Raw genomic sequence first — 21,532 nt, forward strand, 5'->3', positions numbered from 1 at the left:
AATTTTCTACGCTATAGACTCTCCTCTATTCCGAATTTCATCTCGAATTAGAGAAGCTTTTTCATAATCTTCATCCCGAATGGCATCCTCGAGCATACCTGAAAGTTGAGAGAGAGAATAATCACTAAACTGATTTCTTTTACCAGAACCCGTTTCTTCGGTTTCCTGCGGCGAGGCAATTGATTTTTCGTGAGCCTCTCCTTCTATGCTCAATACAATTCCTGCCTTTTCGATAATATCTTCTGTTGTATAAATCGGACATCTAAAACGCAAAGCAATTGCCACAGCGTCGGAAGTTCGAGAATCAATCCTGATTCGATTAGGACCTTTTTCGCAAATTAACTCTGAATAAAATATTCCTTCTTCCAAACGATAAATATTTACTTCTACAATATCCACAGCAAATGCTTCTGCAAAACTTTTAAAAAGATCATGAGTCAAGGGACGCGGTGGTTCCAGCTCCTCCAACTGAATAGCAATTGATTGAGCCTCTACACCTCCTATTATTATTGGAATTCTACGATCTCCATTCTCTTCAGACAACACCAAAGCATAAGCTCCTGTTTGAGTCTGACTATACGATAATCCTAAAACATTGAGTTTTATTTTGCCCATAAAAACATCCCTTTTTTTCCAGCTAACAATAAACAAATATAAGAATTGTTCTAATTACATCATTACAAGCAAGTCAAGACTTACTCTTACAATAAGCGTGAATAGCTGATTTACCCCTACTTACAAAATATTTTTTTTGCAAACTTTCCTTAGTAAGATCCTTCTTACCTTTAAGAAATGAAAGAACTTGTAGATAGTTTCCTAAAGCTTCCACATGAAGATACATATTATCACTAAAGAAATCCAAACCTAAAGATGGAAACTTTAATTCAGATTTAATTTTCAGCTAAAAACAAGTGGAAATACTTTCACTAAGCTAAAAATTAAGCAAAACGATTCATTTATAGCAAGAAAACTTTGTTTATCCCTTATTCTTTTTTATTTTTGCAGTCCGAAATAAAATTCTTCGGGGGTTCACCAAGAGGTAAATTTAGAGTTTAAAATGGCCCACCCCCTGGAACAAACCGTAAAATTAGAAATAATGTACGTAATTGTAGAAATCGCTGGTCAGCAATTCAAAGTAGAAAAAGACCAAAAGATTTTCGTTCACAGACTATCTGCCGAAGAAGGCGGACAGGTTGAATTCCCTAAAGTACTTTTAGTGGATAATAATGGTGAGGTTGTAGTTGGTGCTCCAACAGTTGAAGGAGCTAAAGTAACTGCTAAAGTTATATCTCACATGAGAGGTGATAAGGTAAAAGTATTCAAAAAGAAAAGAAGAAAAGGATACAGAAAACTGAACGGACACCGTCAGGACCTTTCACAAATTCAAATTGAAGAAATTGTTGCTTAATCCTTAAAAATATAACAAAATGGCACATAAAAAAGGAGCCGGTAGTTCTAGAAACGGTAGAGAATCGGAAAGTAAGCGATTAGGAGTTAAAATTTTCGGTGGCCAAGTAGCCAAAGCTGGAAATATCCTTGTTCGTCAAAGAGGAACAAAACACAATCCTGGTGAAAATGTAGGTATGGGTAAAGATCACACTCTTTTCGCACTTATTCCAGGAACTGTAGTTTTCAAAAAGAAAAAAGATCACAAATCTTTTGTTTCTATAGAGCCTTTAGCTGAATAGGTTATTTAGCTTTAAATAATATTATAATCTCCTGCTTTATTTCAGTATAAAGACAGGAGATTTTTTTATTTTTACATCCTGAAAGTTTTAGATATAATCATTTACATACGACACGGATGCTAAGCCTAAAATACATACAGGAAAATAAGGACGAAGCCATTAAGGCATTAAAGATCAAGAATTTCGATGCAACAGAAATCATCGGTAAAATTATTATTCTTGACGAACAAAGAAAAGACACCCAAGTAAAACTAGATTCTACTTTGGCTGAAATGAACGCTTTATCGAAAGAAATTGGACTACTTTTTAAAAGTGGTAAGACTGAAGAGGCTAATTCTGCTAAAGCTCACACGGGAAAACTGAAAGATCTAATTGCCGAATTGACGACAATTCAGAATTCAACCGTTCAAGAATTGACTGAATTATTACTACAAATTCCAAATACTCCACATGCATCGGTTCCTGCTGGAAAAGGTGAAGAAGATAATGTTGTTGAAAAAACCTGTGGAGAATTTCCAACACTTCACGCTAAGGCGATTCCTCACTGGGAATTGGCCAAACAATACAACATTATTGATTTTGAATTAGGAAATAAAATTACTGGAGCAGGTTTTCCTTTGTACAGAGGCAAAGGCGCTATTCTTCAACGAGCTTTAATTAATTTCTTTTTAGATGAAAACCGAAAAGCTGGATACGAAGAAGTTATTCCTCCATTAGTAGTGAACGAAGCTTCAGGATACGGAACAGGTCAATTGCCAGATAAGGAAGGACAAATGTATCATGTTACTGAAGACAACCTTTACTTAATTCCTACTGCCGAAGTTCCTGTCACCAATATTTACCGCGATGTAATCTTAAAAGAAGAAGATTTTCCCGTGAAGAACACCGCTTACTCTGCTTGTTTCAGAAGAGAAGCCGGATCCTACGGAAAAGATGTTCGTGGTTTAAATCGCCTTCACCAATTCGACAAAGTAGAAATCGTACAACTACAACATCCCGATAGGTCATACGAAGCTTTAGAGGGAATGGTAGCTCACGTAGAAAATATCATCATGAAATTAGAACTTCCTTATCGTTTGCTTCGTTTGTGTGGTGGCGATACAAGCTTCACTGCTGCATTAACCTTCGATTTTGAAGTGTTTTCGGCTGCTCAAGACAAATGGTTAGAAGTAAGTTCGGTATCGAATTTTGAAGCTTACCAGGCGAATCGTTTAAAATTACGATTCAAAGGCAAAGACATGAAAAAACCAGAACTAGCTCACACCCTAAATGGAAGTGCTTTGGCATTGCCTAGAATTGTGGCTGCTTTGCTTGAAAACAATCAAACTCCTGAAGGAATTAAAATTCCAAAGGCCTTGATTCCTTACACAGGATTCGAGATCATCAACTAAAAGATATTTACTGAATTTTAAAGCCTGGTTCTCAACAACCGGGCTTTTTTTATATTTTTGAATCTAGTATCATTAAAAAATAATCCTGCTTTGAAAAAATTCATCTTACATATTCTAATTCTGTTTTCTATTTTTGGATCGCAATCAGCCTTTTCGCAAAATAACCTCCAAACAGAAAGTCAGCTGGCCTTTAATTTCTTTCGCGATAAAGAATACAAACCTGCGTCTTCCCTCTTCTTTAATTTGCACAAAATTACCCGATCGAGAACCTATTTTAACTACTACATTGACTGTTTAATTCAGCTGGAAGATTATCAGGAAGCCGAGAGATCCATAAAAAAGGAAATTAAGAAAAATCCAGATGATCAAAGTTTTAAAATCGATTTGGGCTATTTGTACCAAAAAGCAGGTAGAAATGATGAAAACTTGCAACAATACAATGAAGTCTTAGATGACCTCGCTCCCATCAAAAGTGAAATCACTAACACAGCAAATGCCTTTATTCGAAAACGAGAATATGATTTTGCCATTAGAACCTACCAAAAAGGGCGAATTCTGATGCAAGAAGAAAATCTTTTTCATCTCGAAATGGCCAATATATTTTTATCGCAAAGGAATTTTGAAAAAATGGTTACCGAATACCTACTCGCCCTTTCTATAGATTCATCGCAGCTAAATAGCATTCAAAACCATCTGCAATCTGCTCTTTTACAAGATATTGATTCTAGCTTGGATCCCATCCTGAAAAATCAATTGCTACAAAAAATACAAACCGAAACCAGCAATATAACCTACAAAGAATTACTGCAATGGTACTTTATGCAGAAAAAGCAATTTAAAGCAGCCTTTAGACAAGCAAAAGCCATCGATTTAATGGGCAATGAAGATGGCTATCGTCTGATTTATTTGGCTACAGCTGCACGAACAAATGATGACTTTGAAACTGCCCTTCGATGTTACCAACAAATTATTGCAAAAGGGCCAAGCTCACGCAATTATTTGACTGCCCAAATGGGATATTTAGAAACACAATATCTAATTTTTCAAAAACAATCAGCCGATTCAATTTTGGTTTGGACCGAACTCTCAAAAAAATATGAACAGTTCCTCGATCAGAAAAAAGATGTTTCCCTCACCAGCAGTGCTATTATACAATATGCTCATATCAATTCCTTTTATCTGAATCAATCAAGCGAAGCAATTGCTATTCTTAAAAAAGCATTGAACACTGGAGGTCTTCCTCAACAGAAAGAATCGGAACTAAAACTTGAATTGGCAGATATCATGCTCTTTGCAGATGAAAAATGGGATGCAATATTGCTCTATGCTCAGATCGAGAAATCGAATAAAAATAACCCAATTGGCTTTGAAGCAAAATATAAAAAGGCAAAAGTTTCTTACTATATGGGCGAATTGAAATGGGCAAAAGCTCAGCTAGATGCTCTAAAGGGAAGTACCTCTAAACTAATTGCCAACGACGCTCTTGCTCTTTCTCAATTGATAAGCAACAACACAAGTTTAGATACCACTTATACGGCCATGAAAATTTATGCAGAAGCAGAATTTTTAATCTATCAGAAAAAGGATTCTTTAGCCATCAGCAAGTTAGATGAGTTACTAAAAAATCATCCTGGACATTCGCTTACAGATGAAGTTTACTACTTAAAATTTGAAATCTACAGGAAGGGAAATAATACAGAACAGGCTCTTTTGTGCTTGTCAAAAATTATTGAAGAACATCCTTACGAAAGCTTAGCTGCAAAAGCACTATTTAAGCAAGCAGAACTTTACGAAGAAGAGAAAAAGAAAGAAAAAGCAATGGTCAATTTTAAAAAGATCGTGACAGAATATTCCAACAGCATATTCTCGGTGGAAGCTCTCAAAAAATTAAATCAATTAAGAAGGTAAAATTTAAATACCTTTGCCCAAACAAAAAATCGACCTGCAATGATTATTTATAATACCAGTTATCTTATAGAAGATTCTATGGAGACTTCTTTTTGCGAATGGATGAAGAAACAATTCATTCCTTTACTAAAGGAGACACAAACTTTCACGACAAGCTATTTTTGCAAAGTTATGGTAACTACCGAAGATAGGGGAATTACCTATTCACTTCAATTACTGTTTCCTGACAAGGAACAATTTAAAAAATACCACAACAGTTTCGAAGCCCGAATCACGGCTGTTTTTAACGCAAAATACCAAAATAACATTCCTAGTTTTTCCTCTCTACTAAAAGAAGCTTAACCTCTAAAAAATGAACACTCAAAAAAAAGCATACATTTATGCCCTATCGGCAATTATTTGCTGGTCGACCGTTGCCACAGCTTTTAAAATTGCCTTACAGGGCATGGATTTCCTTCACCTTTTATTGATATCCTCGGGAGTAGCCATGCTTTTTTTAGGTAGCTTACTTGCCTTTACATCACAATTTAAAACTGTTTTTGCCGGAAATACTAAGGACTATTTAAAATCTGCTACACTAGGTTTTTTAAATCCTTTTCTTTACTATCTGGTTCTTTTTAAAGCCTATGCAATACTTCCGGCTCAAATTGCATTGAGCCTGAATTACATTTGGCCCATCAGTTTGGTTCTCCTTTCCATTCCTCTTTTACATCAAAAAATTGGCTGGAAAAGTGTTATTTGCATATTGCTAAGTTTTTCGGGTGTAGTAATCATTGCCAATAAAGGATCCTTTTCTTCCATCGAAACTCCCAATACTTTAGGTGTAGTCCTTGCCCTTTCCAGCTCGGTACTTTGGGCTCTTTTTTGGATCTACAATATTCGCGATCAAAGGGAAGAAAAAGTAAAACTCTTTCTCAACTTTGCATTTGGTTTTGTTTATATACTCCTTTTTCTCCTGGTATTTTCGAAATTCAACCTTCCCGATAACAAAAGTTTTTTCGCAGCAGTATACATTGGGCTGATGGAATGCGGTATTGCCTTTATTTTTTGGTTAAAAGCTCTCAAATATACTAGCTCAACCGACAAAATAGGAAATCTGGTGTTTTTGAGTCCATTTCTTTCCTTGCTATTTATTCATCTAATTATCGGAGAATCTATTTACCTTAGCACTTTAGCTGGTCTTGTGCTAATCATTTTCGGCATTATTTTGCAAAAAATCATTCAAAAATCAAATTCAATTGAGTAACGATAGAATCATTATGGGAATCGACCCTGGCACCAACTTAATGGGCTATGGACTAATACGAGTGGTTAACAGAAAACCACAAATTTTAGTTTCAGGTGTTCTCGATCTTAAAAAAATTAGCGATCCCTATCTCAAACTCCAAAAAATTTTCCAACGTACTTTACAGGTCATCGACGAATATAAACCCGATGAATTAGCCATAGAATCCCAATTTTTTGGCAAAAATGTACAATCGATGCTGAAATTAGGTCGAGCACAGGGAGTCGCCATATCTGCAGCATTGCATCGTAATATTCCTATTTTTGAATATGCTCCACGAAAAATTAAGCTGGCCATTACAGGAACAGGAACAGCCTCGAAAGAACAATTAGCAACCATTCTCCAACGATTTTTCAAACTAAAAGATTTTCCTCAAAGTACGGATGAAACAGATGCTCTCGCCATTGCGATGTGTCATTTTTTTCAAGGCAAAACTATAGAAACAAAAAACAAGGCAAGCAATTGGGCAGATTTCGTAAAGAAAAACCCTGATCGGGTAAAATAGATCTACCTTAAACTTTATCGCATAAAAAAAGCCGCTATACAAGTAGCCAATTTTATAAGATGGCATTAATTCTAGTGAAATGCAGCACTAATTTTAGCAGCAATAGCCGCCAAATCATCAGCTGAAACATCTACTTTAGGATTCGCAAAATTTAAATCGCCAATCTTATTAATAGGAACCAAATGAATATGGGTGTGTGGCACATCAAGACCAATCACAGCAACGCCTATTCGTTCACATGGAATGGCAGTCTCAATAGCTTTTGCCACTCGTTTGGCAAAAAGATGCAAGCCACATAAAAGTTCATCATCCAAATCAAAAATATAATCCACTTCTTGTTTGGGGATCACAAGAGTGTGCCCCATTGCCAGAGGATTGATATCCAAAAAGGCAAGATATTTTTCATCTTCAGCTACTTTGTGACAAGGAATTTCGCCCTTTACGATTTTTGCGAATATTGAAGCCATAATTTACTATTTAGGAGTAAGTATTGATTTATTTACAATGAAATATCAATAATTTCGAATGGAATTAAACCATTAGGAACCTGTATTTCAACCACATCACCAATCACCTTACCGATCAAGCCTTTAGCAATAGGCGTGTTAATGGATAGTTTTCCTTTTTTAAAATCGGCCTCTGTTTCAGATACTAAAGTGTAAGCCATTACAGCTCCATTTTTTTGATTTTTGATGGTCACTTTAGTCATCATTTGCACTTTCGAAGTATCAATTTTCGTTTCATCAATAATCCGACTATTGGCAACAATACCACGCAATTGTGCAATTTTTGCCTCAAGTAAACCTTGCGCTTCTTTGGCAGCATCGTATTCTGCATTTTCCGACAAATCTCCTTTGTCGATAGCTTCACCAATTTGTTTGGAAATATTCGGACGATCAATCGTCTCTAGTTTTTCCAATTCTGCTCTTAATTTTTTAAGTCCTTCAGCTGTTACATATGAATAACCAGACATAATATCCTCCTATTTAAATTCTTACAATTCTATTCTCGTGATCACTAACGATCTATAAAAACAAAAAGAATTTCGATTATTCGAAACTCTTCCGGATGCAAATATACAAATTCAGTATAAAATTATCCTTTCCTTCATTATTTTATGGGAAAGGATAAAAGTAAACTTTTTTGTGTTAATTATACTTTTTATCTAATATTTCCCTGTAAATTATTGCTTGCCGCCAATCAATTTGGTCTAATTCATTTTCTTCTACCTCCATCCTATCCTCTGTTTTGGCATAAATGGTTTTTAAACCTGCCAGAATAGAATCCTTTTTTGTCTCCCCACGCGCTTCCTCTTTTATTTTCTCTAGTCTAGCATATTCCTCCATCATCGATTCCTCTCGATCAGGCAGGATCTCTTCCTCTGGTTGAACGTATGGTTTGGGTATTTCGCCCCCCAATAAAGTTTCTAAAACGGAATCAAATCCTGATTTTTGATCAATATTTTCTGGCTCTTGAATCTCACCTTCATCAGGAGGATGCACGGCTACCGATGGTTTCTTTTTCTTTAATGCGCCAAAAACAATAAAAATTGCCATCGCAATCAGGTAGATTATATTTCCCCAAGAATCATCCATATAAAGCAATAAAATAGATTAAAACATTTAGTTTTACATGCGCCAAGTAATAAAACAAAATTAGATGCGTTATCTAGAAAAACTAAATCTACAATGAACTCTTACAAATCAAATTTACTAATTTTTTTTCTTTTCCTTCTGTCGGTATTCACTTTTTATTCCTGCACTTACACTTCAGATGAAGATTGTGACATCCCCTACTCTTATGTGAGTGGAACAATTTATCTGAACTACTACAGTGAGTTAAACTCAGTAGGTAATGCTGTTTACTTCGATGAAATTGGAACATCAGATGGATACAACGGCCATGGCTATATTGTTATACGAACTAGTACTTCTGAGTTTGAGGTATATGATGCTTCTTGCACAAATGATAACGACGAAGATGATGACCATCTTGAAATTTATGGCACCTATGTAGAATGCCCTACTTGTGGCAGTAAATTTAGTATTTTAACTGGAGGATGGCCTTTTGATGATTCGGAAGCAACTTGCGGATTAAAAGCTTACTCCGCTACTTACTCATCATCTAAAAACACATTAACCGTTCGAAATTAATTGAAAAAGTAACAACTTATAGATTTTCGATCTAAACTTACTTCACACATCCTAAAGATAATAAAATCAACACACGATCAATATTTATAAAAATCTTTTTATGAAATTATAATAGATAAAACGCTTGTTTCACTGTACAATAATGCATAATTTGATAAGAAATTTACTTCATTAAATTAATTTCTATCCTATGAAAAAAGCATTATTCTTACTTGCATTCGGAGGTTTAATTAATCCATTAAGAAGTTTTGCAAGTGAAGCCGATTTAGTTGTCCCCGACTTAAGGCAAAGTATTTTTACCGGTTTAGGAGGTGTGAATGGTTGGAACCTGCTATTTTATGGTATTGTTGTAATTGCATTGGGATTACTGTTTGGATTGATTCAATTCAACAAAATTAAAAAGCTTCCAGTGCATCATTCCATGGCAAAGGTTTCCAATATTATTTACGAAACCTGTAAAACCTACCTTTTGCAGCAAGGTAAATTTTTAATCATTCTCTTTCTGATTATTGGTGTTGCTATCTCCTACTATTTTATTGGTTTGGCACATGTTTCTATTCCAAAAACCTTACTAATTTTGCTCTGGACTGTTTTGGGAATATTAGGATCCTACGGTGTTGCTTGGTTCGGAATAAGAATTAACACCTATGCCAATAGCCGTACAACATTCGCAGCTCTCAAGCAAAAACCATTCGATGTAATGTCCATACCCTTGCAGGCAGGAATGAGTGTTGGCCTTCTACTTATTTGTGTAGAATTAATCATGATGATTGCCATCTTGCTTTTTATTCCGGGCGAAAGTGCAGGAGCCTGTTTTGTAGGATTTGCCATTGGAGAATCCTTAGGAGCTTCGGCACTGAGAATTGCAGGTGGTATTTTCACTAAAATAGCAGATATCGGAGCTGATTTAATGAAAATTGTATTCAAAATTGGTGAAGATGATCCTAGAAATCCTGGTGTAATTGCTGACTGTACTGGTGATAATGCGGGTGATAGCGTTGGTCCTACTGCCGATGGATTCGAAACTTATGGTGTTACAGGTGTTGCTTTAATAACTTTCATCATCTTAATGTTTGGTGAAACCGGCTTAATACCTAATGTTGGTTTTGCATCGACTTTAATTGTCTGGATTTTTGCCATGCGTATAATGATGATTTTCACCTCTGTATTTGCTTACCTAATCAATCAAATCATCGCAAAAGCAAAATACAGCCAAGCTGATCATTTTAATTTCGAAGCTCCACTAACTTCATTGGTATGGATTACTTCTATCATCTCCATAATGATGACTTACCTTCTCAGTAACATTTTAATCGCCAATCTACCGGAAGGCTTGTGGTGGAAGCTTTCAACCATTATTTCCTGTGGAACATTGGCAGCTGCCATTATTCCAGAACTAACCAAATCCTTTACCAGCTCAAGCTCCCGTCACGTTCAGGAAATAGTAACTGCTTCTCGCGAAGGTGGTGCTTCTCTAACTATTCTTTCAGGAATGGTAGCCGGAAATTTTTCGGCCTTTTGGAAAGGATTGGTCATGATGGCATTAATGGCCATTGCTTTTTACACCGTTAAGGATATTTCTGCCTTTGGAGACTATCCAGGCATATTTGCCTTTGGTTTGGTTGCCTTTGGTTTTCTAGGAATGGGACCTGTTACCATTGCTGTGGATAGCTACGGACCTGTTACCGACAATGCTCAATCAGTATTTGAATTGTCACAAATAGAAAAGATTCCGAACATCAAGGAAGAAATTTATAAGGAATTTGGTTTCGAACCTAATTTTGAAAGCGGAAAACATAACTTAGAAGAAAATGATTCTGCTGGAAACACTTTTAAAGCCACTGCTAAACCCGTTTTAATTGGAACAGCTGTAATTGGTGCTACCACCATGATTTTTGCGATTATTCTCTTACTTAAAGGCACTATTCTTTCCAATGGAGAATCCTTACTAAGAATTCAGTTGACCGATCCTTCGGTTATTCTAGGCTTAATTACTGGCGGAGCTGTTATTTATTGGTTTTCGGGAGCCTCTATACAAGCAGTAACCACAGGAGCATACCGTGCGGTAGAATATATCAAAAAAAATATAAACCTGGAAAAATCGGAAGCCGATTTACAGGACTCTAAAAACGTAGTGAAAATTTGTACGCAATATGCACAAACAGGAATGTGGAACATTTTTGCTGTGATTCTTTGTCTGACCTTGGCATTTGCATTTTTTAGTCCTAACTTCTTTGTTGCTTACCTAATATCCATTGCCATTTTTGGTCTGTTTCAAGCCATGTATATGGCCAATGCCGGTGGTGCTTGGGATAATGCAAAGAAAGTAGTAGAAGTCGACTTGAAAGAAAAAAACACAGCTTTACACGATGCAACAATTATTGGTGATACTGTTGGAGATCCTTACAAAGACACCTCTTCGGTAGCCTTAAATCCGATTATTAAATTCTCCACCTTATTTGGATTACTCGCCGCAGAAATTGCTATAGAGTTAATTGTAAATGCAGATAAGACTGGGGAACCAAATATTGCCCCTTACATAGGAGTCGTTTTTTTAGTAATTGGTTTGATTTTTGTCTACCGATCGTTCTATGGTATGAGAATTCCAAGCAAGAAAAATACAGCTACTTCTCATTCAAGTGCCCAACATAAGGCTCAACTGGGTACGAATCATCAAGAAAAAGTTAGCCACAAAACCACAAGTAAATCCAAAAATTGAAGATAATAACTACCCCGGAGAATCTCTTCGGGGTCTTTTTCTTTATTTTTACTTGTTTATCCCAACAAATTAGTCACCTCGATTTTATCTTTTGCCAACTGTGCTTTTAATTCATCAATGGAGTTAAAAAACTGCTCATCCCGAATGCGTTGATAAAAATGTATGGTAATGTTCTTGTAATAAATGTCTTTATTAAAATCTAAAATATGGACTTCTATGGAGCGATTATCGAGCTGATTGTTTACCGTAGGACGAACGCCAATGTTTAGCATTCCCAGGTAACGCTGATCCTCAACATCTACTTTAACAGCATAAACTCCATCTTTGGGAACAAGCTTATAACTTTCCTGAGGATCGATATTCGCAGTTGGAAATCCAATGGTGTGTCCTAATTTTTTTCCATCAATCACATCTCCTTTGATAAAAAAGCGATACCCCAAATATTTATTTGCCATTTGAATATCACCATCAGCAATCGAATTCCTAATTTTTGTAGAACTTACATTTATGGCATTCATGTTTAAAACTTCCTGGCGCTCAATTTTAAAATCTAGTTGATCGGCAAAAATCTTTAAATCTTCATATTTTCCTTCCCGGTTGTGACCAAAACGATGATCGTAACCAACCACCAGATATTTCATACCCAACTGTTTCACTAAAATCTGTTCTACAAATTCTACGTAAGTTAATTTCGAAAATTCTTTGGTAAAGGGAAAAATCACTAAATGATCGATACCCGCATCCTCGAGCAAAACTTTTTTTTCTTCCAAAGTATTGATCAAGCGCAATCCTGTCTCCTCTGGATTTAAAACCAATCGTGGATGAGGATAAAAAGTAAAAATAACCGTTTCACCTTTCACTTTATTGGCTAACTCCTGCAAACGACGAATTACTTTTCGGTGCCCCAAATGTACACCATCAAAAGTACCAATAGTAACAACAGGATTTATTGCTTTAAAATTTTTTAAATCTGTATATATTTTCATGAGCGATCAGAAATTATTCAATCAAAGTTATTCTCCAGCTCTTTCTCCTTACAACTTATAATTTTTCAAGCCAGTAAAAAGCAGGTAAATTTTGATCTACTGCTGCAAAAATATGAAAATTTCAGGAACTAAGTTCGACTTGGCAATATCGAATTGAATTTAAAAAAACGGATCAAAATAACAAGTCGGATCAAACTTTTTACCTAAGATCACATCAGGTAAAATCAAATTAAACTGGTACGTCGAATAATAATGATTATACAGGAAATTATTAGTAAATTTCCCGTTTAATTTTCGAAAATATTCATGTCAGAATATGATACCTGATCTTTGTAAGAATGTAAAAACATGAAGATCAAACACTAAGTAAATAAATTCGAAAGTTTAGCCTGTAAAAATTCAATAAATTGTAAACCCAAACAAAGAAAACTATTCATATGAAAAAATTTTTATTAGCCCTACCAATTCTTTTATTAGGGGCTTGTAGTCAAAAAGATGTTGTTAAAGTGGAAGGTGAAATTGACAATGCCCAAGGCAAAACAATTTATTTTGACAGATTAAATACTTCAGGAATTGAATCTTTGGATTCACTTAAATTAGACGAAGACGGAACTTTTTCATTTAAAGTAAGCGACAGCCTTCCAGAATTTTATTTGCTTAGATTATCGAATGGTAAGTTAATTACTCTACTGGGAGAGGCCAACGAAAAAATTACAGTTAAGAGTCAAGCTGATGAAATGGGCACTAAATATACTGTTGAAGGATCAAAAGGCTCTTTATTGGTTCAAGAATTAAATAATAAACTGAACGAAACAAAAGCAAAACTTGAAAGCATACGTAAGAATTTAGAGGAGAAGAAAAATGATGCTGACTATTCCAGTATTTCTCAGAATCTATTAGCCGACTATATAGAAACTCTTCAGAGTCAAAGAGATTTCTCCATTGATTTCATCATGAAAAATGCAACTTCATTGGCAAGTTATATGGCTTTGTACCAAAAAATAGACGATAAAACTTTCACATTGAATCAAAATGATGATATCAATTTTGTGAAAATTGTAGCCTCATCGATGAAAGCACTTTATCCCAATCACCAATACACAAAAGCTATTCTGAGAAACTATGAGGAACTTGAGAAACGATTAAACAACCTTAAAATGGCAAAATTAATCGAAGCAAAAGGAAGCAACTTTCCAGACATTATTTTGCCAAACAACCAAGGAGAAGAAATAAAACTAAGCTCTTTGAAAGGAAAATTCATTGTCTTGAGTTATTGGGCTTCACAGGATGCTAATTCGCGCAAGCAAAACCAAACATTAAAAAAAGTATACAACAAATACCACAAAAAAGGATTGGAAATATATCAGATTTCTGTTGATCAGAATGAAAATGCATGGAAAAAGGCAATTGCTCAAGATCAATTGAACTGGATAAATGTTTGTGATTTAGAAACAGGAAGTTTAAAGGCACTTCAACTTTATAATATCCAAAAAGTTCCAGCAAATTACTTAATCGATCAAACAGGTGAAATTGTAGGCAAAAACCTTTACGGATTAGCCTTGGAAGAAAAAGTTGCTGAGTACGTGAAATAAATTTTTCAACTCTCTCAAAATATATGATTGCCTTAAGTTATCGATGATTATTGCTAACTTAAGGCTTTTTAAATATATACAATACAGGTACCAAAGATTAAGCTAAAACTTTCGTACTGCATTTACATTCTGATAATTTCGTTTTTTTAATGAGTAAAAATAAAAAAATATACTTTGCCTCGGATGTGCACCTAGGTGCTCCCTCTTTACAGAACAATCGTGAACGCGAAAAATTATTTGTCAAATGGCTCGATCAGGTAAAAGAGGATGCCGAAGTAATCTACTTAATGGGAGACATATTCGACTTCTGGTTTGAATACAAACGAGCTGTTCCTCGTGGATTTACTCGCTTTTTGGGTAAAATTGCCGAAATTACCGATTCGGGAATTCCTGTTCACTTTTTTACGGGTAATCACGACATTTGGGTTTTCGATTACTTATCTAGTGAAACTGGTGTAATTGTTCATCGCGACATCGTGAAAACAGAACTTAAAGGCAAGAAATTTTTTCTCGCTCACGGCGATGGCTTAGGTCCTTACGACAAAGGCTACAAATTTCTAAAGAAAATTTTTACCAGCTCCTTTTTACAATGGGCCTTTGCTCGAATTCACCCTAACTTTGCAATTTGGCTGGCTCACAAATGGTCGGGACACAGCCGACTTAGCAATGGACAGGTAGAAGCTGCCGCTTTTAGAGGCGTGGACAAAGAATGGTTGGTTTTGTTTGCAAAAGATGAACTTCAAAAAGAACATTTCGACTACTTCGTTTTTGGACACAGGCACTGGCCATCTGATATTGATTTAAATGGAAAAAGTAGATACATTAATACCGGCGATTGGGTAACTCACTTTACCTATGCTGTTTTTGATGGAAATAAAATGGAATTGAAAAATTTCGAAAAACCAACCTCTACTATAAAATAGGCAACTACTGTTAAATACAAAGGCACTTTTTGATAAAAAAAATTAAAAATGAATATCGTATACATCGCTATCGGGATTGTGAAAGGATTAATCATTGGCTGGTTAATTTTTAGAAAAAAGATTACCCATCAGGCAGTTCTTCACCGCGAGGAATTGTTGATACAGGAAAATGCTTTTATCAAAGAAAAAAATGAGCTGACGCACAAACAATCCATGCTCGAAGAACGTGCGTTGAACTTACAATGTGAGAAAGAGGACTGGAACGAAAATTTAGTTGCTGAACGTCAAAAAAATGAAGAACTAACGCGCGCTGTTTCCATATCAGCCACCGAACAAAAGAATTTAGAGGAACGATTGACTTCGCAGAAACAAGAGTTGGAAGATCTGCAAAAGAAATTCACTACTGAATTTGAAAATATTGCTACCAAAATTCTCAAGGAAAACACCAAAGAATTCACCTCATCGAATCAGAAAAACATGAGTGATATTATGGGGCCTATCAAGGAAAAGTTGGTGCTGTTTGAGAAGAAAGTGGAAGAAACCTACGATCGTGAACTGCGCGATAAAATCAGTTTAAAGGAAGAAGTGAAAAAATTGTATGAGCTGAATTCTAAAATTAGCGATGAAGCCAACAACCTTACTAAAGCCTTAAAAGGCGATGTGAAAAAGCAAGGAAACTGGGGCGAAGTGGTTCTGGAACGAATTTTAGAACGATCGGGACTGACCAAAGGAGAAGAATACGAACGTGAAGTGGTGATGCAAAATGGTGAAGGTAAAAGCATTCGACCGGATGTGATCATCTATCTTCCGGATGAAAAACATGTTATTGTAGATTCGAAAGTTTCCTTGATTGCCTATGAGCGATATGTGAATTCAATGGGTGATGCAGATGCCGAAAAATTTCAGAAAGAACATATTCTGTCGATGAAAGCACATGTAAAAGAGTTAGCCGATAAGCATTACCAAAGTTCTGCTTCGCTAAATTCTCCCGACTTTGTTCTGATGTTTGTGCCCATAGAATCCTCTTTTGCCATGGCCGTTCAGTACGATCAGGAGCTATTTAATTATGCCTGGGACAATAAAATTGTGATTGTAAGTCCATCTACCCTGCTGGCAACATTGCGCACCATTGCCTCTATCTGGAAACAAGAACTGCAAAACCGAAATGTGCTGGAAATAGCCAAACAAGGTGGTTTGCTTTACGACAAATTTGTTGGTTTTGTAGATGATATGGTAAAACTTGGCAAACAAATGGACACCTCGAAAAACAGCTATCAGGATGCCATGAAAAAACTATACGATGGTAGTGGTAACCTAGTTGGTCGAGCTGAAAAAATACGAGAATTAGGTGCCAAAGTAAAAAAGAAATTACCGCAGTCTTTAATCGACCAAATTAACGAAAGAGATGCCATTCAATAAACGGCAAATGTATAATTTATAGGGTCACCACATGTGGTGACCCTATAAATTATGCATTGTATATTAAATATTTTCCAAAGCATCACCAATGCAGCCTTTTAATTTCTCGATATTCTCAATTCCTACAGATAAACGAATGACACCTGGCAAAGGATATTTTGCACCCCAAACTGGTTCAACAGGTAGAAGAATAGAATCTACTTCGCCCAAGGTAGGCACCAAGGGAATGTGATTTTCCAAAGCCGCCACAAAACGCTTGCATTTTTCTCGCTTGTCCTCATCGGAATCGCCTTTAATATCGAAGGTGATCATGCCACCAAAGCCTTTATCGCCAAACAAAGCCACAGCCTCTTTTCGGGTGGGATGCGATTCTAATCCCGGATACAATACCCTTTCAATCTTCGGATGTTTCTCCATGAATTGAGCCAATTCCAAGGCATTCTTACAATGTTGGTCGAAACGCAATTCGAAAGTTTTAAGTTGTGTTCCCAATCGGTAGGCGTCATCAGGACTTAAGAAATGACCGGCCCATTTTCGGTATTCCAGAGCTTCTTTCAATAGCTCCTCATCGTTACCACAAACAACACCAGCGCTAATGTTTCCATGTCCGCTTAAATATTTAGTTACCGAATGAATCACCAAATCGGCACCATCCATCAATGGTTTCCAAAGGTAAGGTGTTCCAAAAGTGTTGTCCACAATAATTTTTGCCTTGTACTGTTTAGCCAAAGCCATAATGCGTTTTACATCGGCAACAATCAACATAGGATTCGAAACCGCTTCGAAATACAGAAATTCGGGTTGAATCTCCTTCAACATTCGCTCCAATTCCTCAAAATCATACAAACCTTCCTTGGCATAAAAACGATGCACATCTAAATTTCTTCTTTTAATAAGTACTGTATCGATAAAAGAATTCGTTCCTCCATAAATTTCATGAAAGAACAACCAGGGACGAGTTTTGGCTCCTTTTTGAAAAATAGATACCGCCACATCAATAGCGGCCATTCCTGTTTCCATCAACATAGCCCATTTGCATCCTTCCAACTCCATAATTTGTTTCTCTGTAGCCACAACGGTCGGGTTGCGATATCTGGAATAGATGTAATCCTCAGGTTCATGATTATTTTCCGCTTCTGCTGCAAAGGCGGCCTTTGCTCGTTCTGAATTTTGTAGATTAAAGCCAGCTTCGCGATAAAGCGGCGTGTGCGATGCGTTGATTTTTTTCATTTTGATCTATTCTAATTTTCTTTCAATAGAGATTTTTTTTCTCCTTTATCCCGAAAGTTAGGAGTTTGAAAATCGAATATTTTACCACATTCATAACAAATAAGACGCAGTGCATTGCGTCTCTCTTTATGTGGTAATATATTACGCCTTATAATTTGTATTTTGCAATTCTTTTGCTGGCGTTATCACATCCGATTCGTAATAAAATTCAGCTCTATCGATAATTTCTCCTGTAAAGATAATCAGGAATGAAATTGTGACGGCAAATTCCCACGATAAATTGTAAAAAAAGTAAGCAACAAATAGACAGAGAATCCTCAGCAGAGAAAGCACCGGGAAATAGGTAATTTCTTTTTTCTGTAGAACCAGCTTTCGCCAGATGTACAAACTTCCTTTAGCCAAAATCATCAATTCCAAGAGAATGTGAACATCAGAAAGAAAAGCAAAGAAAAGAAATGCTGTTGCGCTCACCATGGACGAATGAAAAGGCAATTCGTCCTTTCTTTTCAAAAACTGATAGACTTTATCTACAGCAATCAAGCTGAAAATCCCAAAAGCCAACGAGAAGTAGCCAATCATTTGGTTTTCGGTAACAATATGCAGACTCGTAAATCCGAGGAAAGCAGAAAAAGAGAAAATTTCACGACTCAGCCAGGAGCCTTTTAGATTGAGAATAAATCGCCACATGCGCAATTTCTTACCTATATGAAAAGATGTTAAGCCAATGGCAACAAGAGAAATCGCGACAAAAGGAAGCAAAGACATTTTCATACCTGCCAACAAATGCGATGTCTGCCAACTCACCAATGCAGCAACCACCAAGGTGAAAAGCACTAGTGTCCATTCCTTATCCAAATTCACTTTCGATTTTTCCTTGGGCAGATAAGTTTCTAGTTTTTCAAGGCTGATTGCCTCCGCATCCAAATTTTCAATGGCAGGACTAGTGTGCTCATCCCGCAAGGGAATAAGCTGTATGGATGGTTTAATGCCAACATTCACAAAACCTGGCATCAGATGATTTTCTTCGATAACTTCTTCCTGCCCGAAAGACAGTGCGCCCACCGGACAAGCCGCAACACATGCTGGCTGCTTGTCCTCAGAAATCCTATCGACACAAAAATTGCATTTCTCAACAATCTGGGTAAGCGGATTAAATTTAGGTGCATCGTAAGGGCAAGCCCAAGTACAATAGGTACAACCAATACAGGCTTCGGCATGATGAATAATAGCGCCTGTTTTTTCGTCGCGCGTGTAAGCCAAAGCTGGACAATTTTTCATGCAGGGTGCATCCTCGCAATGATTGCAAGCCAAAGAAAAATGGAAAACTGGCAAGCTGGGATGCTTTAATTTGTTGTGGCTGTTTACCTCTCGCCAGTTCATCTGCAAGCCAGTGCCATTTTCTATGCTGCAGCCAGCAACACAAGCCATGCAACCCACACATTTATTAGTATCGAATATGAATGAATTTTTAGTCACGATTCTTTAAAATTAGCAATTACTACTACTTAATTTTCTTCATATCAACCCAAGTGTTATGAAAAGCCGTTCCATGCCCAATATCAGTTTCTTTGCCGGTAGTAAAGAGGTTGGGTGCGGCACCATTAATAGCCCAATGTCCATTAGTAAGCACTACATTTCCTCGTCGCAAACCCAAATCGAATTGCACTTTTACCTCTGCATTTCCTTTGTGATTAAAGAGCTTTATGCGTTCCAAATTCTCTATTCCTCTCCCCTCTGCATCCAGCGGATGAACCAACAAACAGGCTTCGGGTTCAAATTGCTTGATTACCTCTAAATTTCCAAACTGAGAATGAATGCGGTTTCGAGAGTTGGGAGATATCAATTGCAAAGGAAAATCCTTCTGCTCAGCTAATGGCACATAATTGGGCAAAGAATCGATTCCCCATAATTCTTTGGCTTGTTGGCTATACAATTCTATTTTTCCCGATGGCGTTGGGAATTGATAATCGGCAAAAGGAATCTCCTCATAAGAATCAGCCAATTGAGGACCTTCTTTCAATTTCTCTAAACTCAATTCCGGAAATTCATCCAGAAATCCATTCAAATAGTCTTCAATAGCCTCATCGTTTGGCTCTGGTATATTTTTTCTAATTTCCTCCTTACTAAAACCAAGCTTTTGAGCCAGTAAATAGTAAATCTCACTTTCAGGCTTCACTTCTCCGGCAGGTTCCAGTACTTTTTGCTTCAGCTGCACATACGGATTCCAATACGAACCCACCAAATCCGATTGCTCAAACATATTTTTTGCTGGCAAAATCAAATCGGCCTCGTAAGCAGTATCGGTCATGAATTGCTCTACCACTACCCGAAAGTCTGCCTTCCGAAATGCCTTACGTATGGCATTGGTATCTGGGTTCTGAGAAAGCGGGTTCCCTCTCTCTACCCAAATAAATTTCACTTCTGGATTTATAATCTGCAATAAATCTGCACCCAATTTGGCAACCGAAATTTCCCTTCGAAAACTAGGATGCTCACATCCTGGAAAGTAGGATTCGGGTTCCTTCAAATCATCAAACACATAAGATTGCAAATTGGCATAATGCCAGCAAGCTCCTTTTTTTCCTATGTTTCCGGTTATCACCGATAGTGCTAAAATACAGCGCGTAGTCTGACCGCCATTTTCGTAACGTTGCAATCCATAACCAGGAATCAGAGTCATGGCTTCGCTTGTTCCAATTTCTTTGGCTAGCTCTTTAATGCCTGCACCCGAAATTCTGCAGATCTCCGAGACTTTCTCAAGCGTATATTCTTCTACCCGAGCTTTAAACTGCTCAAATCCCAACACATATTTTTCGATGAATTCCTCATCTATCGAATCATTAGCTATAATTTCTCGTGCCAAACCCAAGGCCAAAGCTGCATCGGTTCCCGACTTGATCTGAAACAAGCTGTTGGCACGTTCGGCAGATGGCGTTCTTCTGGGATCGATAACCACCAAGTGTGCGCCTTTTTGCTGGGCTTTCTCAATAGGCATCATTTCCTGAATGTTGGTTTCCACTGGATTTTTCCCCCACAAAACAATCAATTTTGCATGCTCTACATCCCAAGGAGCATTGTGCTTGTTGGCTCCCAAGGTTAGTCGAGTAGCCTCCAAGCCTGCAGGCCAACACAAATTCCCATAGGTGGTAGTAGCTCCTCCAAAGAGCTTCCAGAAATTCGTGCTCACCCCGTTCAGCAAGCCCGACATTCCACTCGATGCAAAATACAAGACAGAATGTGGGCCGAATTTTTCTTTACAAGCAGTTAGTTTTGCGACGATGGTATCCAATGCTTCCTCCCAGGAAATGCGCTGGTATTTTCCTTCGGCTACTCGCTTTTGCGGATATAGTATTCTGCTTTTCGAATTGGCTCGCTCTACATAAGCCAAGCCTTTTATGCAAGGTCCTTCGGGTGTGGCCCGATTTTCGCCGTGCGCTTCAATACCCGTTACCCGATTGTTTTCGACCCGCACTTTTAGGCTGCAGGTGCTGTAACAATTTCGTGGACAAACAGAGGAAACTAACTTCATTGATGCTGGGGATTAAATTCGGCGAAAAATTACGCAAAAAAATTGCAAGGAAAAACCTGTTTGATCATGCAATTGTAATTAATGAACCTTACAGACACACCGTAGCATGTCCTAAAAAATGAAATCAAAAATAATATTGGAACAATTTCAATTCAAAAAACGAAATCCCGTAGGGACACGCCCTTTTTAAATTCGGACACGACA

The 21,532-nt window shown here is 37.0% G+C and carries 20 protein-coding genes; 12 read left to right on the top strand and 8 right to left on the bottom strand.

Annotated elements, in window-relative coordinates; genetic code table 11:
• Positions 1-6: 6 nt before the first annotated feature.
• Positions 7-615: a bifunctional nuclease domain-containing protein gene (locus tag ABYT26_RS11050; RefSeq protein WP_372753819.1), complete on the bottom strand. Its 609-nt coding sequence runs from the start codon at positions 613-615 to the stop codon at positions 7-9.
• Between the two features lie 481 nt (positions 616-1,096).
• Between ABYT26_RS11050 and rplU the strand changes: the two genes are divergently transcribed.
• The 7 genes from rplU to ruvC all read left to right on the top strand — a co-directional run bounded on the left by rplU (position 1,097) and on the right by ruvC (position 6,777).
• Entirely contained in the window at positions 1,097-1,408 is a 312-nt protein-coding gene (rplU, locus tag ABYT26_RS11055) for a 50S ribosomal protein L21 (protein WP_372753821.1), read from the top strand.
• Between the two features lie 19 nt (positions 1,409-1,427).
• On the top strand, positions 1,428-1,688 hold the full coding sequence (rpmA, locus tag ABYT26_RS11060) for a 50S ribosomal protein L27 (RefSeq protein WP_372753823.1): 261 nt from the start codon (positions 1,428-1,430) through the stop codon (positions 1,686-1,688).
• Positions 1,689-1,804: 116 nt separating this feature from the next.
• Entirely contained in the window at positions 1,805-3,079 is a 1,275-nt protein-coding gene (gene serS / locus ABYT26_RS11065; protein WP_372753825.1) for a serine--tRNA ligase, read from the top strand.
• Positions 3,080-3,169: 90 nt separating this feature from the next.
• Positions 3,170-4,987, top strand: coding sequence for a tetratricopeptide repeat protein (locus ABYT26_RS11070; RefSeq protein WP_372753827.1), 1,818 nt, complete (start codon positions 3,170-3,172; stop codon positions 4,985-4,987).
• Between the two features lie 39 nt (positions 4,988-5,026).
• On the top strand, positions 5,027-5,329 hold the full coding sequence (locus tag ABYT26_RS11075; protein WP_372753829.1) for a DUF4286 family protein: 303 nt from the start codon (positions 5,027-5,029) through the stop codon (positions 5,327-5,329).
• Between the two features lie 10 nt (positions 5,330-5,339).
• A complete protein-coding gene (locus tag ABYT26_RS11080) occupies positions 5,340-6,233 on the top strand; it encodes a DMT family transporter (protein WP_372753831.1) in 894 nt (297 codons plus the stop codon).
• On the top strand, positions 6,226-6,777 hold the full coding sequence (gene ruvC, locus ABYT26_RS11085; RefSeq protein WP_372753833.1) for a crossover junction endodeoxyribonuclease RuvC: 552 nt from the start codon (positions 6,226-6,228) through the stop codon (positions 6,775-6,777). Before ABYT26_RS11080 ends, ruvC begins: the two co-directional genes overlap by 8 nt.
• Before the next feature lie 71 nt (positions 6,778-6,848).
• On the opposite strand, the gene ABYT26_RS11090 is transcribed toward ruvC, so the two are convergent.
• From ABYT26_RS11090 to ABYT26_RS11100, 3 genes are all read right to left on the bottom strand, one after another.
• Positions 6,849-7,244: an HIT family protein gene (locus ABYT26_RS11090; RefSeq protein WP_372753835.1), complete on the bottom strand. Its 396-nt coding sequence runs from the start codon at positions 7,242-7,244 to the stop codon at positions 6,849-6,851.
• 32 nt (positions 7,245-7,276) lie between these two features.
• Entirely contained in the window at positions 7,277-7,750 is a 474-nt protein-coding gene (gene greA, locus ABYT26_RS11095; protein ID WP_372753837.1) for a transcription elongation factor GreA, read from the bottom strand.
• A 175-nt stretch (positions 7,751-7,925) separates the two neighbouring features.
• A complete protein-coding gene (locus ABYT26_RS11100) occupies positions 7,926-8,372 on the bottom strand; it encodes a hypothetical protein (RefSeq protein WP_372753839.1) in 447 nt (148 codons plus the stop codon).
• A gap of 93 nt (positions 8,373-8,465) precedes the next feature.
• Here ABYT26_RS11100 and ABYT26_RS11105 point away from each other — a divergent pair, with 93 nt between their 5' ends.
• Together ABYT26_RS11105 and ABYT26_RS11110 are read left to right on the top strand one after the other, a co-directional pair.
• A complete protein-coding gene (locus ABYT26_RS11105) occupies positions 8,466-8,930 on the top strand; it encodes a hypothetical protein (protein ID WP_372753841.1) in 465 nt (154 codons plus the stop codon).
• A gap of 190 nt (positions 8,931-9,120) precedes the next feature.
• Entirely contained in the window at positions 9,121-11,649 is a 2,529-nt protein-coding gene (locus ABYT26_RS11110) for a sodium-translocating pyrophosphatase (RefSeq protein ID WP_372753843.1), read from the top strand.
• 56 nt (positions 11,650-11,705) lie between these two features.
• Here ABYT26_RS11110 and ABYT26_RS11115 read toward each other — a convergent pair whose 3' ends face one another.
• Positions 11,706-12,635 carry a bifunctional riboflavin kinase/FAD synthetase gene (locus ABYT26_RS11115; protein WP_372753845.1) on the bottom strand — a complete coding sequence of 310 codons (930 nt, stop codon included), beginning with the start codon at positions 12,633-12,635 and terminating at the stop codon, positions 11,706-11,708.
• 437 nt (positions 12,636-13,072) lie between these two features.
• Here ABYT26_RS11115 and ABYT26_RS11120 point away from each other — a divergent pair, with 437 nt between their 5' ends.
• From ABYT26_RS11120 to rmuC, 3 genes are all read left to right on the top strand, one after another.
• Positions 13,073-14,227 (top strand): redoxin domain-containing protein, encoded by a 1,155-nt coding sequence (locus ABYT26_RS11120; protein ID WP_372753847.1) that lies wholly within the window; start codon positions 13,073-13,075, stop codon positions 14,225-14,227.
• Between the two features lie 149 nt (positions 14,228-14,376).
• Complete coding sequence (locus tag ABYT26_RS11125; protein WP_372753849.1) at positions 14,377-15,150, top strand: UDP-2,3-diacylglucosamine diphosphatase; 774 nt, start codon at positions 14,377-14,379, stop codon at positions 15,148-15,150.
• Between the two features lie 48 nt (positions 15,151-15,198).
• On the top strand, positions 15,199-16,569 hold the full coding sequence (rmuC, locus tag ABYT26_RS11130; protein WP_372753851.1) for a DNA recombination protein RmuC: 1,371 nt from the start codon (positions 15,199-15,201) through the stop codon (positions 16,567-16,569).
• A gap of 63 nt (positions 16,570-16,632) precedes the next feature.
• On the opposite strand, the gene ABYT26_RS11135 is transcribed toward rmuC, so the two are convergent.
• The 3 genes from ABYT26_RS11135 to ABYT26_RS11145 form a co-directional block, all read right to left on the bottom strand.
• Positions 16,633-17,799 (bottom strand): PLP-dependent aspartate aminotransferase family protein, encoded by a 1,167-nt coding sequence (locus ABYT26_RS11135; RefSeq protein ID WP_372753853.1) that lies wholly within the window; start codon positions 17,797-17,799, stop codon positions 16,633-16,635.
• 141 nt (positions 17,800-17,940) lie between these two features.
• Positions 17,941-19,275, bottom strand: a complete 1,335-nt coding sequence (locus tag ABYT26_RS11140) for a 4Fe-4S dicluster domain-containing protein (RefSeq protein ID WP_372753855.1) — start codon at positions 19,273-19,275, stop codon at positions 17,941-17,943.
• Between the two features lie 25 nt (positions 19,276-19,300).
• Positions 19,301-21,328 carry a molybdopterin-dependent oxidoreductase gene (locus tag ABYT26_RS11145; RefSeq protein WP_372753857.1) on the bottom strand — a complete coding sequence of 676 codons (2,028 nt, stop codon included), beginning with the start codon at positions 21,326-21,328 and terminating at the stop codon, positions 19,301-19,303.
• Positions 21,329-21,532 lie beyond the last annotated feature (204 nt).

The sequence above is a fragment of the Labilibaculum sp. genome (assembly GCF_041595635.1).
GTDB lineage: Bacteria > Bacteroidota > Bacteroidia > Bacteroidales > Marinifilaceae > Labilibaculum.